The sequence below is a fragment of the Corynebacterium sp. ES2730-CONJ genome (assembly GCF_024834055.1).
GTDB lineage: Bacteria > Actinomycetota > Actinomycetes > Mycobacteriales > Mycobacteriaceae > Corynebacterium.
Genome location: NZ_JANUXZ010000005.1, coordinates 105,836 through 119,837 on the forward strand (window position 1 = coordinate 105,836; position 14,002 = coordinate 119,837).

The 14,002-nt window shown below is 53.2% G+C and carries 13 protein-coding genes and 1 tRNA gene; 6 read left to right on the top strand and 8 right to left on the bottom strand.

Going from position 1 to position 14,002, the window contains the following annotated elements; translation table 11 throughout:
- Positions 1-9 precede the first annotated feature (9 nt).
- A complete protein-coding gene (locus NXS13_RS07355; RefSeq protein ID WP_259079306.1) occupies positions 10-738 on the bottom strand; it encodes a DUF3662 and FHA domain-containing protein in 729 nt (242 codons plus the stop codon).
- Positions 739-941: 203 nt separating this feature from the next.
- Here NXS13_RS07355 and NXS13_RS07360 point away from each other — a divergent pair.
- From NXS13_RS07360 to NXS13_RS07370, 3 genes are all read left to right on the top strand, one after another.
- A tRNA-Leu gene (locus tag NXS13_RS07360) sits at positions 942-1,024 on the top strand.
- A gap of 276 nt (positions 1,025-1,300) precedes the next feature.
- Complete coding sequence (bioB, locus tag NXS13_RS07365; RefSeq protein ID WP_259079299.1) at positions 1,301-2,293, top strand: biotin synthase BioB; 993 nt, start codon at positions 1,301-1,303, stop codon at positions 2,291-2,293.
- Positions 2,293-2,550: a hypothetical protein gene (locus tag NXS13_RS07370; protein WP_259079293.1), complete on the top strand. Its 258-nt coding sequence runs from the start codon at positions 2,293-2,295 to the stop codon at positions 2,548-2,550. The genes bioB and NXS13_RS07370 overlap by 1 nt, the downstream gene beginning before the upstream one ends.
- Before the next feature lie 176 nt (positions 2,551-2,726).
- On the opposite strand, the gene NXS13_RS07375 is transcribed toward NXS13_RS07370, so the two are convergent.
- The gene (locus NXS13_RS07375; protein WP_259079291.1) at positions 2,727-3,185 is read right to left on the bottom strand and encodes a hypothetical protein; all 459 of its coding nucleotides are present in this window, start codon (positions 3,183-3,185) and stop codon (positions 2,727-2,729) included.
- Positions 3,182-3,859 (bottom strand): hypothetical protein, encoded by a 678-nt coding sequence (locus tag NXS13_RS07380; RefSeq protein WP_259158567.1) that lies wholly within the window; start codon positions 3,857-3,859, stop codon positions 3,182-3,184. The genes NXS13_RS07375 and NXS13_RS07380 overlap by 4 nt, the downstream gene beginning before the upstream one ends.
- A gap of 171 nt (positions 3,860-4,030) precedes the next feature.
- Between NXS13_RS07380 and NXS13_RS07385 the strand changes: the two genes are divergently transcribed.
- Positions 4,031-4,405 (top strand): hypothetical protein, encoded by a 375-nt coding sequence (locus NXS13_RS07385; RefSeq protein WP_259079288.1) that lies wholly within the window; start codon positions 4,031-4,033, stop codon positions 4,403-4,405.
- A 457-nt stretch (positions 4,406-4,862) separates the two neighbouring features.
- Positions 4,863-6,263 carry an AMP nucleosidase gene (amn, locus tag NXS13_RS07390; RefSeq protein WP_259289557.1) on the top strand — a complete coding sequence of 467 codons (1,401 nt, stop codon included), beginning with the start codon at positions 4,863-4,865 and terminating at the stop codon, positions 6,261-6,263.
- Between the two features lie 771 nt (positions 6,264-7,034).
- On the opposite strand, the gene NXS13_RS07395 is transcribed toward amn, so the two are convergent.
- The 3 genes from NXS13_RS07395 to NXS13_RS07405 are packed head-to-tail and all read right to left on the bottom strand — an operon-like array spanning position 7,035 to position 10,678.
- The gene (locus NXS13_RS07395; RefSeq protein ID WP_259079280.1) at positions 7,035-8,378 is read right to left on the bottom strand and encodes a Y4yA family PLP-dependent enzyme; all 1,344 of its coding nucleotides are present in this window, start codon (positions 8,376-8,378) and stop codon (positions 7,035-7,037) included.
- Positions 8,375-9,667, bottom strand: coding sequence for an FAD/NAD(P)-binding protein (locus tag NXS13_RS07400; protein ID WP_259079278.1), 1,293 nt, complete (start codon positions 9,665-9,667; stop codon positions 8,375-8,377). The genes NXS13_RS07395 and NXS13_RS07400 overlap by 4 nt, the downstream gene beginning before the upstream one ends.
- A gap of 3 nt (positions 9,668-9,670) precedes the next feature.
- Complete coding sequence (locus NXS13_RS07405; RefSeq protein WP_259079276.1) at positions 9,671-10,678, bottom strand: pyridoxal-phosphate dependent enzyme; 1,008 nt, start codon at positions 10,676-10,678, stop codon at positions 9,671-9,673.
- 368 nt (positions 10,679-11,046) lie between these two features.
- Between NXS13_RS07405 and NXS13_RS07410 the strand changes: the two genes are divergently transcribed.
- A complete protein-coding gene (locus NXS13_RS07410) occupies positions 11,047-11,226 on the top strand; it encodes a hypothetical protein (RefSeq protein ID WP_259158564.1) in 180 nt (59 codons plus the stop codon).
- 356 nt (positions 11,227-11,582) lie between these two features.
- Here the strand turns inward: NXS13_RS07410 and NXS13_RS07415 are convergent, their stop codons facing one another.
- Together NXS13_RS07415 and NXS13_RS07420 are read right to left on the bottom strand one after the other, a co-directional pair.
- The gene (locus NXS13_RS07415; RefSeq protein ID WP_259158562.1) at positions 11,583-12,941 is read right to left on the bottom strand and encodes a dicarboxylate/amino acid:cation symporter; all 1,359 of its coding nucleotides are present in this window, start codon (positions 12,939-12,941) and stop codon (positions 11,583-11,585) included.
- Between the two features lie 192 nt (positions 12,942-13,133).
- A complete protein-coding gene (locus tag NXS13_RS07420) occupies positions 13,134-14,000 on the bottom strand; it encodes a triacylglycerol lipase (RefSeq protein WP_259289558.1) in 867 nt (288 codons plus the stop codon).
- Between the last annotated feature and the right edge of the window lie 2 nt (positions 14,001-14,002).

Sequence of the window (14,002 nt, forward strand, 5' to 3'; positions counted from 1 at the left end):
CCTTGCCAGTTATTTAATGCGGACGACGATCTGTGAATGCCCAATTGTGATCACATCACCATCGGCGAGTAACCAATTGTCAATCGGGGTGCCATTGACTGTGGTGCCATTGGTGGACTGTAGATCCACAATATAGGCCTCGTGGCCATCCCACACGATCTCCGCATGGTGCCGGGAAACCCCAGTATCGTGCAGCCTATAGTCCACATCCGTACCGCGACCAATCATCGTCGACCCAGTCTTAAGTTGATAGCTGGGGGTGCCGTCGACAGTCAGGCTGATCATCTTCCCAGTGGGTGCGGAAGGAAGCGGAGCGGGGGGATTCATAGGAGCACTCTCTTTCTTAGGTGGGCTCACTTCCAGATCAAAATCGCTTGTGGCATGCAATTGCCCCGTGCGCAAGGATTGATCGGCGCTAATTCTGATGACGATCGGAGCAGGAGAAATCCAGGAGTTATTGCGGAAGTACCGCGATAAGCGATCGGTGAAATCATCTGCCAGAGTTGGGTGCTCAGCGGATATGAGATCAAAATCCTTTTCGCTAACAGAGACCTCATATATATTCGGAACTTCAACGGTGCCTTCATAGGTGTGCACCAAGTTATCCTCCGCCTCCTGCTTGAGAAGTTCTTCGATCTCTGCAGGTACCACGCGGCCGCCAAATATATAAGCGAAGCCGTTATCGAGCCCGCGCTGCATGGCGCTGTCGAGTTTGGCAATCTTGCCGATAATTGACACGCTGCTTCGCCTCCTAGGATGCTCTATCGATCAACGCTTTCCTACCTAGTATAAAGTCAAAGCTGCAATACTCCTAGAGTCACTCCTTGAGCAGTGCCGTAAAAACCAAATGTGTACTGCGGATTTGTTGCTCTATTGTGCGATCGTGTTAAGTTAATGGCAACGCTTTTTCTGTGTCATTGAAGTAGGAAGTGTTAGTTTGAGCCCAGGTGGCGGAATGGCAGACGCGCTGGCTTCAGGTGCCAGTGTCCGCAAGGGCGTGGGGGTTCAAGTCCCCCCCTGGGCACTATCCCATCACTCATCGTAGTGGTGGGATTTTTGCTGTTTTCTAGTCATAAGAGGTGGCAACAAGATAATAGTCACCCAAAAAGGAAAAAATTAGTGGGACCTAAGAGGTGCAGGCTATAGCGCGATTGGTGTTATAACCGAAAAAAACTTGAACGTTGTTTAAGTGTTTGAGGTGCGCATTGATTAGACTGAGATGACATCACGCAAGCGATCTTCTCACTCGCTCTACCGCAATACGCTACTCGATCGCTCATACAACCGTAGGAGATAAGCCATGGATATCCTCGCGCTGGCACAGGACAAAGTACTTGGGCAAGGCATCGGTCTCAATAAAGACGAAGTTCTTGAGATCCTCAATCTGGAAGAAGACCGCATTCCCGAGCTTCTCGACCTCGCCCACCAAGTCCGTCTGAAATGGTGCGGCGAAGAGGTTGAAGTCGAAGGAATTATCTCGCTCAAAACAGGCGGCTGCCCCGAAGACTGCCATTTCTGCTCCCAATCGGGTCTCTTTGAATCTCCCGTACGCTCCGCCTGGCTTGATATCCCAGGCCTTGTAGAAGCGGCTAAGCAAACTCAAAAATCTGGAGCTACCGAGTTCTGCATCGTTGCAGCCGTAAAGGGGCCCGATGAGCGGCTCATATCGCAGCTCGAACAGGCTGTCGCCGCTATCAAGGCCGAAGTTGATATCGAGGTTGCCGCATCCATCGGCATTCTGACTCAAGAGCAGGTCGATCGCTTGAAGGCAGCCGGGATCCACCGCTATAACCATAACCTGGAAACCGCGCGGTCCTATTTCCCCGAAGTAGTCACTACTCATAGTTGGGAATCGCGCCGGGCCACTCTTGAAATGGTCGCGGAAGCGGGCATGGAAGTGTGCTCTGGCGGCATCTTAGGTATGGGGGAGAGCCTCGAGCAGCGCGCCGAATTCGCTACCGAATTGGCCGATCTTAACCCCACCGAAGTGCCCATGAACTTCCTCGATCCCCGCCCAGGCACCCCTTTTGCCGATCGTGAGGTTATGGAGACGGCCGACGCCTTGCGCGCCATCGGGGCCTTCCGGTTGGCGCTGCCTAAGACTATCCTGCGCTTTGCTGGCGGCCGTGAACTTACTCTCGGAGACCTTGGTACCGAGCAGGGCCTTTTAGGTGGAATTAATGCCGTAATTGTAGGAAATTACCTCACAACATTGGGCCGGCCTATGGAGGATGACGTGGATCTGCTCGGCAAATTGCGGCTGCCTATCAAGGCTTTGAATACGACGATCTAATGAGAAAACCAGCATCAACGGAGCTGCTTGAGGCCGTCTTAGCCGGGGATGAACCCCATTTTCATCCCAATACTGGCCAGGAAGTTACCCCAGATCTCACGCTTGCTCTAAGTCCCTCGGCTCGTGCCGGCCTGGAGGCGCCGCGGTTTTGTCAACTCTGCGGCCGGCGCATGGTCGTCCAGGTGCGCCCTGATGGGTGGGAAGCTATATGTTCGCGCCACGGGGCTCTCGATTCTGTTTATTTAGGCAGGCGTTAACTTCGAATCCATTTGCACTACCTACAGATACGCTTTGGAGCAGAACTGCGGGCGCTAGGTATTGTAGCTCTGGGTCTGACGAGTGGCGTGGGGTCTTTCGGCGGGTAGCACCCTAACCAGCTTTAGCCAGGCTCAGTCAGCCCTCACCAGCCCTAACTAGCCCTAGCCAGGCTCAGCTAGCCCTCATATATCCAATCTGCCAAAGCCTGGGCGATAGTTTGGACGAGATGCACCACCATACCGAGTTTGATATCCCTACCGAAAACCCCCAGAACCAGATGCCCCACTGGGGGATGTTCAATACGGGCGAGCCCTAAAAGTTCAGAGCCAGGCAGCTGAACAGCAACAACCGTATCCTGAATCTCATCTTTTAATGGGTCCATGACCTGAGCTTGAGCAGTGGACACACCCAGCATCGAGGAGTTCAGGGCTGCCATGCGCGAAGCATTATCTTCGGAATCGAATCCTATGGAACACACATGAATACCATCGCCAGTTCCAATGATCATCGCATGGACATTCGGATTCTTGCTTCTGAGGTGAGAGAGAATAGGCAAAGCTGCATGAGCGATATCATTGGTGCCAAAATCGCGATCTCTAACCTTTCGGTGCTTAGCAATTAACTCATCGCTCATAGCTGATTCCTGAGGGCCAATTCTGCAACGTTGATGACATCTTCCTTTATACGGGGGTCTGCTATAACCACAGGGATGAAGGCAGTGTCTGTGCTAGGTGTCGTCTCATTAGATAGGAGGTCTCGGAGAAGACGATTGGCGATTATCTCGGCGCGTTGGACGATCGCTTTGTCGTCTCCGTGCACGAAGTTAAGCGCTATACACAGGCGTCCCGCAATAGCCGAGTCTTTGACTACTGGGAACCATGACTGTAGTTGCTCTTCAACCAAGTCCTCTTCACCATAGAGCCATAAGACAATTCCAGCCTCAGGATTTTTGAGGGCGGAACGGCTGGCTGAAAAGCGCTCCTGCCCGGGAATTCCAAAGAGACCCACTTCGCGGTTGTCCGCGCGCTTCCATATCCCGTAATCAATACTGACTGTGGTCGAAGACTTGCCGGGGGCAACGAATTCTTGAGCGGCTGCTTTCGCTTCGGTGGTGATAGTGAGAATGGAGGAAAGAGTCTCTATACTGGTGGTTTTTCCGATCCCGACCGGTCCGGCAAAGACGAGCTCGAGAGTGGTTGGGGATCCGACGATTGAATCTCGGGGTGCAGTGAAGGAGGGGTCGAGATCGACGACGTCGAGTTCGTCCACTTTGCCGTGACGCCTACGCCTAAAAGACTGTGCAATCATTTTTCCGATAGTTTCAATTTAAATAGAAGGTTTGTGTAGTTACCTGTTGTAAAGGAGTAGAAAATTTTCTATTCTTATCATAGCAGATTGGATACTTTGCTATTCTTGCACGATATCACCATTGTTCATCGTTAGCAGGCAGTTAAATCAAAAAGAAAGCAGAACCAAAATATGTCCGAACAACAGAAACTCATAGACTTTGTCGAGAGTCTCAGCAATAATCTCAATGGCTTCTTAGGGGCGTCGGTGGTCGATCTTGGAACCGGGATGTCTTTGGCTTCAACCTCTAAATTGTCCACTTTCGATCTGGATGTTGCCTCCGCTTATAACAGTGAAATGGTCAAGGCCAAATTCAAGGCGATTGAGGCGCTCGGGATCGACTCGCAGCTGAAAGATATGCTTCTTACCCTCTCCGACCAGCTCCATCTGATCCGCATGCTGGACGGGAATATGTTTGTCTATGTGGCAGTGTATTCCGCACAATCTAACCTCGCTATCCTCAGGACAATCGTTGATCGTAATATCGAAGCGTTTGGGCTAGCCTGAATTCAACATTCTCACTCAGTCAAGCCGGATCAGAGCGATCGGACGCCAACAAGCGCCCCAGATATTGGCGCGGATAAGGCAGACGATCTCACAGCCACAGGACTGCCGCTGAGACACGAGCAGCCCTTAGATCAGCCGCCGGCTGGCTCATCTACGTTATCTGAAGCTGAGGATGCGGGTGTCTACGATAATCTATCTAGGCATCGTGCCCACAGTGATGTGGTTATAGGGCGGGAGATGCCTGGCATGTCCTCCCTCGGCAGGTCTCCGGCACGACCAAGGAGAATTGTCTCCTGGTTGCGGAGGATCCTCCGGCGCTAGGCGAGAGCCATATATCGCCCCCATTGCATGCAAAATTGTGCGTTATAAACGAGTCAATTATCTAAGGCCATCGGGTAAGATCTTGGTGCTAAGAGACTCAAAATAGCGCTCAATTGGTCTGCGAGAGGCGTATGGTATGAATGCTGTGGAAGCTGTTGAAAAGCTTATCAATCACTATGACCGATCATGCGCTTTGGCTACACAGTGTTGTGAATCTGGGAATTTCGACAATTGGAAGAATATTACGTACCCCAAACTCATGGTGCGGGTGCTACGGTGGCATCCAATTGATCGAACCGAACCGTTCGGATACGTAGACGAGGCCGGTGTGTATTCGGCGGTAATCAGCCGCCCGCGGCTGCTGCGCTCCTATTTGATAGCCCAACTCGAGAGGCTGACGTCCAACTACCCGTGTGAACTACAGGTAGGGGACTCAGAAATCGCGATTGCCCCCGAATACCTACCGGATTTTAATGCCGAGGTTTTTCTACAAACGGAGCGCCCCGCTGGGGTGCCGCGACCATCATTAGATATGGTGGACGACGCCATTGTTGATGGTGAATGGGAGGTATTCCATCGATCCGAGAAACCGCTTTTTCACTTTAGTCCGCAGCGCTTCGATATGGCCTGCGCGCGTATTGAGCACTATACGGGCATAGGCGTACAGAGTGTTCAAAAATACTTACTCTTTACCAATTACGGCATGCATATGTCTGAATTTTTGCGCTTCGCCTTATTTGAACTTCATCGCCCTGGATCTCGATACCACGAACTGGTGACTGCTAGCGGTGCGGTCCTGCACTCAACCACCGCCGAATACCCCAGCGAAGAAATATTCGAACAGGCACTAAGATCTCTACACCAAATGCCTCGCCTAGATTTGGTGGCTGCGGACAATAGCGGGGTAACAATGGTGAATATTGGGGTTGGTCCCTCAAATGCCAAAACTATCACTGACTGCTTAGCCGTTTTAAGGCCTGAAGCCTGGATAATGATAGGGCATTGCGCCGGTCTTGATGGGCGCATGCGGATTGGCGATCTCATCTTGGGAAATGCCTACCAGCGGAGCGATAACCTGCTCAATGGGCATATTCCGCTCGATCTTCCGATCCCCGCCATCCCGGAGGTCCAACGTGCACTTGAGGCAAGTGTCAAAGAGATCTACGGCGAGGATCTTTCCCTGATGCGCACCGGTACTGTGATTTCTACTGATGATCGCAACTGGGAATGGCATACCCCGAGGGCTTTATGGGAGTGGCTACGCGGCTCCACAGCGGCTGCGTGCGATATGGAATCAGCTACCTTAGCGGCTAATGGATACCGCTACCGAGTACCCTATGGCACCTTATTGAGTGTGTCAGATCTGCCCCTGAATGCGGTGCCGAAACTACCCGCTGGTGCCCAAGCCTTTTATTCCAGCTCAAAGGAAGCGCACGTGATGTGCGCGGTGCGGGCAGTGGAGAAACTTGCGGCGCAACCGGAAAAGCTACACACCAGGAAATTACGGCGCACGGTGGCGGAACTGCCGCTGCGTTAAAAAGTGCCACGGTTATATAGTTATATTAAGGCGCGGTAGCAGAATGTCCATGGATACCTCCCAGACGCTAATCGCGCAGCACTACTAAAAACTATTAAAAAATCGCGAATATTCTTCAGATAATGCCACGTCTGCTTGCTTAAAAACAAGGAGTAGAAAGCACAGGATAGTCACGCTAGAGAAATGGATCATCACTAGGAGTATGGCCTTACCATGAGCGCCTTATCTACTCATAGGTAAATGGCCAAATTACTAGCGCTGGTCGTTCTCGCAGATATCTCTCCACTGCGTGTGGTGCGCACGAGGGTTTTCCATCAATGTCGCGCCGATCGCATAAGCCCTGCTCAAGTTACGGCCTTTTGCGTACTCCACCATAGTCTTTACCATAGTCTCTGTCGGTGAAACCCCTCACCTCTCACCGTTTAAGAAAATAGCCAGCATGGCTGTGTCGAACGTGTGGCAGAGATGGCCCGAGCGCCCAGATCCAGCACTAGGTCTTAGGCCATGCGATCGGTGACGATCTAGATTCACGAGACAATTCCGCGTTGACAGTTGTCTTACTTTCGAAATAAGGAGAGGTCATTTCCACCGCTATTAGAGGCACTCACTTAATCTAAGCACTTAGTCTAAGCAGGTCCCAGCAATTAGTACCGCGACTAACCTGCGCTCCCGCACATACAGGATTCACCAGCATCCTCCCGCTCAGAGCTACTTTCTTGATCCCCGGAGCCCCAGCAGCGTCTTCTAAGAGTCAAGAAAGTAGCACCAGCGTTAGGAGTGAGAATCAATGGCGTCCAACACCCACGTGTTATTAGCGTGACGCACGATATTCTTGGCCAGAGGAATTTGGTGCGAGGCTGATTCCAAGATGTGCATAAAATACCCTGCGGTATTGACAATGGCCACGGTATCGCCAGGTGCTACAGTAAGCTGCATCTCGCGGCGGATAATGACCTCATCCTCGATGCAATATGCGCCCACCAAATACCCCGTCATATCCCTACGGGGGCCATCACCTGTGGGAATGAGGATGGGGTCAAGCAGAATATCGTCCGCGGCGGTACGACATTGTGTGCGATTCATAGCCAAGCCCACCAGATCGAGTCCGTCGGAACGCTGCTTGGTAAATTCCACGCGGCTTAAAATCATGCCACATCCATCCAACAGGCTCCGCCCGGGTTCCAGGTGCAGCCTTAAGCCCCGCGCTCGTAGCGCCGCAGCGGCCGTGCCGAAGCCGTGGACCTCGCCGCTAAGCAGCTGGGTAAGCCACTCGCCGCGAACTGGGCGCTGCCAAAAGGGGTAAGTATTTATGAGCGGATCGCCCTTCCACGTAAAGGGTTCGCGCTTGCCAGCTCGTTGCAGAGCCAGTTGCTCGTTGAAATATTCCCATTGCTTAACATCCTTGAGATAGCTCATGGGTATACCACCGCCGATATCAATAAAAGAAACCGGGTGGTTATTTTCTTTGTAGTGATCCACAAGTACTAGCGCTTCTGCTAATGCTTGTCGACGATCTTTCTCACTGTACCCGTGGAGATGGATATGCGTTCCCACCACGTCAATGCCCGAGGGGACCTCAGTGCCAAGCCAGGTGGACAGCAATTCCCCAAAACGAGTTGGTGCTAAGAGAGCAGGATCAGGGGCTAAGCGCGGAGCGATATGGGCGGTGGTCTGACGTGCTTGAGCACTGCGCGAGATCCGGGTGAGTTCGGTGACATTATCGCAAGAAATGACTACCCCAGCCTGAACTGCGTAGTCGATCAGGGCGGCATCCTTAATAGCAGCACTTAAGATCACGCGCTGCGGATTAACTCCGCGTTCTAAAACTTGCTGCAGTTCACGCAGGCTCGCGACATCCACGCCCAAACCGGCATCGCGGGCGGCGTCGACAAAAGCGAGGGCTTTATTGGCTTTGCGAGCAAAGAATATTCCTACCTCAACTCCTGCCGCCTTACCTGCGGAAATGAGCTCGTTTGCATTATCGCGCAAGGGTGCTGGATTAAGGAGATTAACTGGTGATCCGTATTCGTCAATAAGGGTGCGAACCAGCTGAGGATCATTGATAACCTGATCCATCCAGGGCAGCGTCCTGGCCTCTAAAGGTACGGTGCTCATGATATATCCTCCGAACTAATGCGTGCAGCCCACCTGGGGATCTCATCCAAGAGGGTGCGATTTAGAGAGTCATGGCCTGGGACTATGTGCTCATTCATACGGCCAATAATGGTGATTCCAGGTATATCAGCAAAAACCGACGCCTGTCCTTGGGGTGGGAGCACAGCGTCGATGAGGACATCAACGGGCTGTGAACCTACCATCCATTCCGCGACAATGTCCGGGTGTCCGAGATACTGAGTATCTACCACCTGGGAATCGATAAGGTCGAGCAATACCTGCGCCGTATACGGTGGCGGGCCGAATGCAACGCGTTCCAGAGGACGCGATAAGTCCACATAGCCGGGGATCGGACCAGCATGCTGATGCCGTTTGATAATGGCGGGGTAGAGCTCTCGCAGTGCCGCCCCTACCGCGCCGGCTGGGCTCAGGGGCAGATCGCCACGGGCTACCGCCAGCGATTGCCGCAGCTCGGCGACGGCATCACCAGTAAAATCTTCACCCTTGATCACATCCTGCACCTGGTCTAGCGTACAGTCAGCGAGTGTGACCGCCGCTTCGGCTAAAATCTCGGCCAATTCCGTGGCGTTAGCGCAGCTTAGTACGCGCTGAGAGAATTTAGGATCGAGCTCGGGCACCACAACCGTGGGATCGAGTTTGACCTCCATAAAGCGCCCGGAACGATTAACCGGATAAATTTTTGTAGCCACCTGGCCGTACAACATACAGACGTCAATAAAGGTCAACGCCGCCCCGCGCACCCCAATCGTCGCGGGGTTATCGGGGAGGTTGGCATTCCAATACAGCGGCGTAACAGGCACCGCACTGTCGCTATTCCGCAGAGCTCCCGGGTGGTCATGTTCGTGGCCAGTGACAACGAGGACCTCATCGAAAACGTCGCCTGCAATTTCGTAGCCGGAATTTTCATCAGGGATAATTTCGGTGATGGTGTGCGCCTCATAGCGGATCTGAATATGTTCTGGGGCTCTCTCCAGGGCGGCTTGCCACGAGGCTGCTAGAAACTTACCAACGAGGGCGCGCGGTGGGAAAGGATCGGGGTCATAGCCCTGGTCCACGCGCCACTGGTCGAGGGAATTGAATGCAGTTTTAACCGCGGAGGAGCGCAAATTAAGACGAAAATTTGCGGGTTGATCCTCGCGGTACACTGCTCCTGCGCCGGGTGGGAAGGGATCAAAAACCACAATATCAAGGGCTTTCCGTGAGCGCGCGATGAGCTCCTCAATGGCCCAGAGGCCGCGTGGTCCGGCGCCTACAATAGCAATTTTCATTCTTTACTCCTTAAAGTAGGTCGTTGGATCATCGAGGACGTGCTGATCGATCGTAAAATTCTCATGAACCCACGTGTCGTTATAGACAGTGTCCACGTAGGCGTGGCCTCCGTCGTGAAGCACGAGCGCAACGGTGGAGGATGGGGGTAGCTGAGGAATAAGCCGTATCAAAGCAGCAATGACAGCACCGCCAGAGGCACCGGGGAGGATACCTTCGCTTAAGGCTAATAAGCGGGCGCCCATGATGGCGTCAAGATCTTTTATATATTCGACGCGGTCGGGGTGGAAGGCGCGGGAGAGCTCGGTGACCACTCCGGCGCCGTAGCCTGGCAAGAGCCGAGTGCCACGCTGCCCACCGTAGAGGACGGAACCGAGCGCATCAACCCCAATTTTCACGGTAGGCGCCGAGATTTCGCGCAGTTTTTTCGCGCAGCCCCCGAGGGTGCCAGTGGTGCTCATGGCGACTAAGAGATGCGAAGGTGGCTGACCTAGCTGCGCAATGATCTCCGTCATTGTCCCCTCAGCATGGGCGGTAAAGGCCGCTTGGTTGGCGTACTGATTGAGATTAAAAGAATCAGGTATTTCTGCTAGAAGTTCTTCTACGCGCTGGCGCCGAGCGGTCAACCAATCTCCAGTGGCCGGATCAGGACGCTCTAACATCTCCACGTGGGCGCCGAAAGCCTTCATGGTCAATACCGTGGACTTATTCACTCGCGGATCGACCACGCAGTGGAATCGCATGCCGGCACTTCTGGCGAGGCGGGCGAGGGAGATGCCAAGATTTCCTGAAGAGGATTCGATGAGTGTCGAGCCTTCGCTGATTTTTCCGCTGGCGATGGCATCGTTGATCAGAGCGTGCGCCGTTCGATCCTTCGCGGATCCACCTAAGTTGAATTGCTCCAACTTCGCATAAACGCCGATATCACTTCGGTTGTGAATACGGTCGAGGGACACTAAAGGGGTATGGCCCACCATCTGCGTGGCGGAGGTAGGCGAAGAATCTTGGCACATAAAACCCACGCTAGTCGGATTAGGCCTTATATGACGTGTGATCTTGCTTGTATGGTGTTGAGCTGGGAAAAGAAGGCTACCCAAAGACTTATGCGGGCTGAGAAACGAGAAAATACACAGGTCGATCTGTCCTCGGAGTTTCCGCAGTATGACCATCCTCCGTCACGGTTTTTGTAGTAGATATGAAGGTTTTTACCGCTCGCAACCCTCCGTTCGATCAAAAAGGTCCTGTGCCTTCGTTGAGATCTGTCGCACCCTGGCAAGCTTTAGACCTTAAGATTTAAGGCATCAACTGCATAGAGGTGGGCGTGTGCTTGTTATGGATTACCGCATTTGAGTGCGATATCGCTGAATATAAAACCCCATCGATGAGCAGGACTTATCAGCTACAAGCGCCCTATATGGCACAGGCGGGTTTATGGCTGGGACAGTTACCGATCTTCACCCTGATGAGCCTCTTCGCTGCTCGTGCGAATCGGGGTTGTGTGGAGGATTGTGCTGATAGTGACCTCATGGAGCTGGTGCGGTTCCAGGGATTTTACCAATAAGGCACAAAAGATTACGGCCACTGCAGCAGTGTGCACGCGTGCACACCCAGATTGCTGCGCACCTGTTGATGAAGGCCTGGGTCACTATGGTGTCAGCTAGTAATTCGGTGGCGGGATTAACTGAGACCAACCGAAACCAAGACGATGAGCCCCACGTGGCCACGCCGTTGTTGTTCTGCCATTTATGGCGTTTGGGGTGCAGCTTAGGTAGTACCTTGAGGTCGCAAAAGTGGCTGGCAACCACTGCCCTTGGGTGCAATGACCGAGACGGGGGAGGAAGGATCCACCTAGCACTGAAGAGTATTGAGGTATGAGAAAACCCCTTGGGCTTGCCAAGGGGTTAGACAAAGTGATCTCTAGGAGATCGCAACATTCTGGCGGGAGTGCGACTCGGCGCTAAGGTCCTCGTAGCTGGTGTCATCATCGAAGATATCGTCGTTCAAGATACCTTCACGTTTAGCCACCACGACGGTGGAAAGATTTTGGCCTGTTACGTTGACCGCGGTGCGGCCCATATCGATGATGGGTTCCACGGCGAGGAGAAGACCCACGCCTGCAAGAGGCAGTCCCAGGGTTGATAAGGTGAGGGTGAGCATCACGGTAGCGCCCGTGGTACCGGCTGTTGCTGCGGAGCCGATGACGGACACGAAGATGATGAGCAAGTAGTGAGTGAGACTGAGGTCAATGCCGTAGAACTGGGCAACGAAGATTGCGGCGATCGCTGGGTAGACCGCAGCGCAGCCATCCATCTTGGTGGTAGCACCGAGGGGGATCGCGAAGGAGGCATATTCTCGCGGAACACCCATGGATTTTACGGCCACCTGCTGGTTGACCGGCATGACTCCCATGGAGGAACGGGTAACAAATCCAAGGGAGGTAATAGGCCAAACTTTGCTGAAGAAGCGCAGGACGGGGATGCGGTTAGCCATCAATACCACCGGGTAGATCACAAACATCACGATGGCGAGACCAACATAAAGGGCAAGAACAAATTTTCCTAAGGAACCAATAGCATCCCAACCATAGGTGGCAACCGCATTACCGATTAGGGCGGCGGTGCCGATGGGGGCCAAGCGGATAATCCACCACAAGATCACTTGAATGATCTGGAGCAGAGATTCATTGAATTGGAGGAAGGGCTCTGCGGCCTTTCCAGCTTTGATCGCAGCGATACCGAGCGCGATCGAGATAAGGATGAGTTGGAGGGCACTAAATCCTAGTCCGATATTCTCGCCACTATTCCACGCCTGGAGGCCGAGGAAATTGGTGGGAATAACAGAGTTAATAAAGCCCAGCCACGAGCCAGTGGAATTAGGCTCAGCAGCCGCTGCAGGATCGATGCTGGAGTTCACGCCTGGCTTGAGTACCGTGGCCACGATAATGGCTGCGATCACTGAGAAGAAGGCCGTGATTGCGAACCAGATGATTGTCTGTCCGGCGAGGCGGGCAGCATTTTTTACCTGTCGTAGATTGGCAATGGAGGTAATAACGGCGGTAATGATGAGCGGTGCGATCATGACCTTGAGGAGCTTGACATAGGTCGAGCCGATCCAGCTCAGGGTGGCGCTTAACCATGAGGTTTCCTCAGCCCCAAGGGAATTGTCGAAATTTTTTGCTACTAATCCTAAAATGACGCCAATGATGAGGCCGATGGTGACCTGGGCGCCGAAGCTGCTGAGCCACGAAGGTGCCTTCGAGCGGGTGGTGGTTGTCATGGGAATCCTTGAAAATTATAAGTTTTGTACTGATCGGTCTATTTGTGAATGGGGAGAGAATCTCTCCTAAATACACTTTTTCATGGTGTCCGAACTGGTTTTATCGCTGATATTGGGTGATTGCGCACTCAGTTTAGTGGGGCACCTAGGAGAAAGCAAGACGAATCAGTTGATTTTTTCGTACCGCTCGGTCTACTCTTGGCCGCGAAGTATTCGCACGGCTTCGCTGAGGCGCTCGGTGAAGGGTGGACGATGAGGTGGGGTTTCCCGCTCCAACTCCGCAAAGGTAGGAGCATTGCGCAGGAGCGCTTCTAGAACGAGCTCACGAACATATTTATTAGTCGACATTTCTTCGTGGCGCACTATTGCCCATTTGTGACTATCCTGCACACAGATATTTTCCGCATCGGGACCTTTGAGATAGCCCGCTTCTAAAGGCGTAACAATGGCATCTTGACGGGTCACAATGGAGGTATAGCGAACTCCGGGCAGGGTATCTCCTGCGGCATTGAGTGCTGTAATGAGGGGGGAACCACTTAATAATTCCAACCCGGCTGGGCCAAACCAGCTTGCGATGATTTTATCTAAGCTGCGCTCCAGCGTTTCAGTGCGCGCCGCCGCGGGCAAGAAGGCGATGGGAGTGGTTCCCTGGTTTGGTACGGAAAGGCTGATGAGGTGGTGGGTTTTGTGCTCGCCGCCTAAATGATGCATCCAGTATCGCGCCAAGATCCCACCCTGGGAATGTCCAATGAGAATGACCTTGGGAGCCTTCGTCACTTCCAAAACTGCCTCTATATAGGCGCCTACTTGGCTGGCGGATTCCTTTACCGGCGCGGTAGAGCGATGGCCGAAGTCGGGGGCGAAGACAGCGAAGCCTGCAGCGCGCAGATCTTGGCCCAATTCTTGCCAATTACCCTTGGTTTGCCCAGTGCCATGAACGAGGACGACTGGAAAGGGGTGCGCGGAGGTGGGGCGGGCGCGCCAATCATCTTCGAAGATATTGGCGGTGGGAATACGCGCAAGCAGGGGGGTGCGGGTTTCTGCGGGTAGCTCTGCCATAT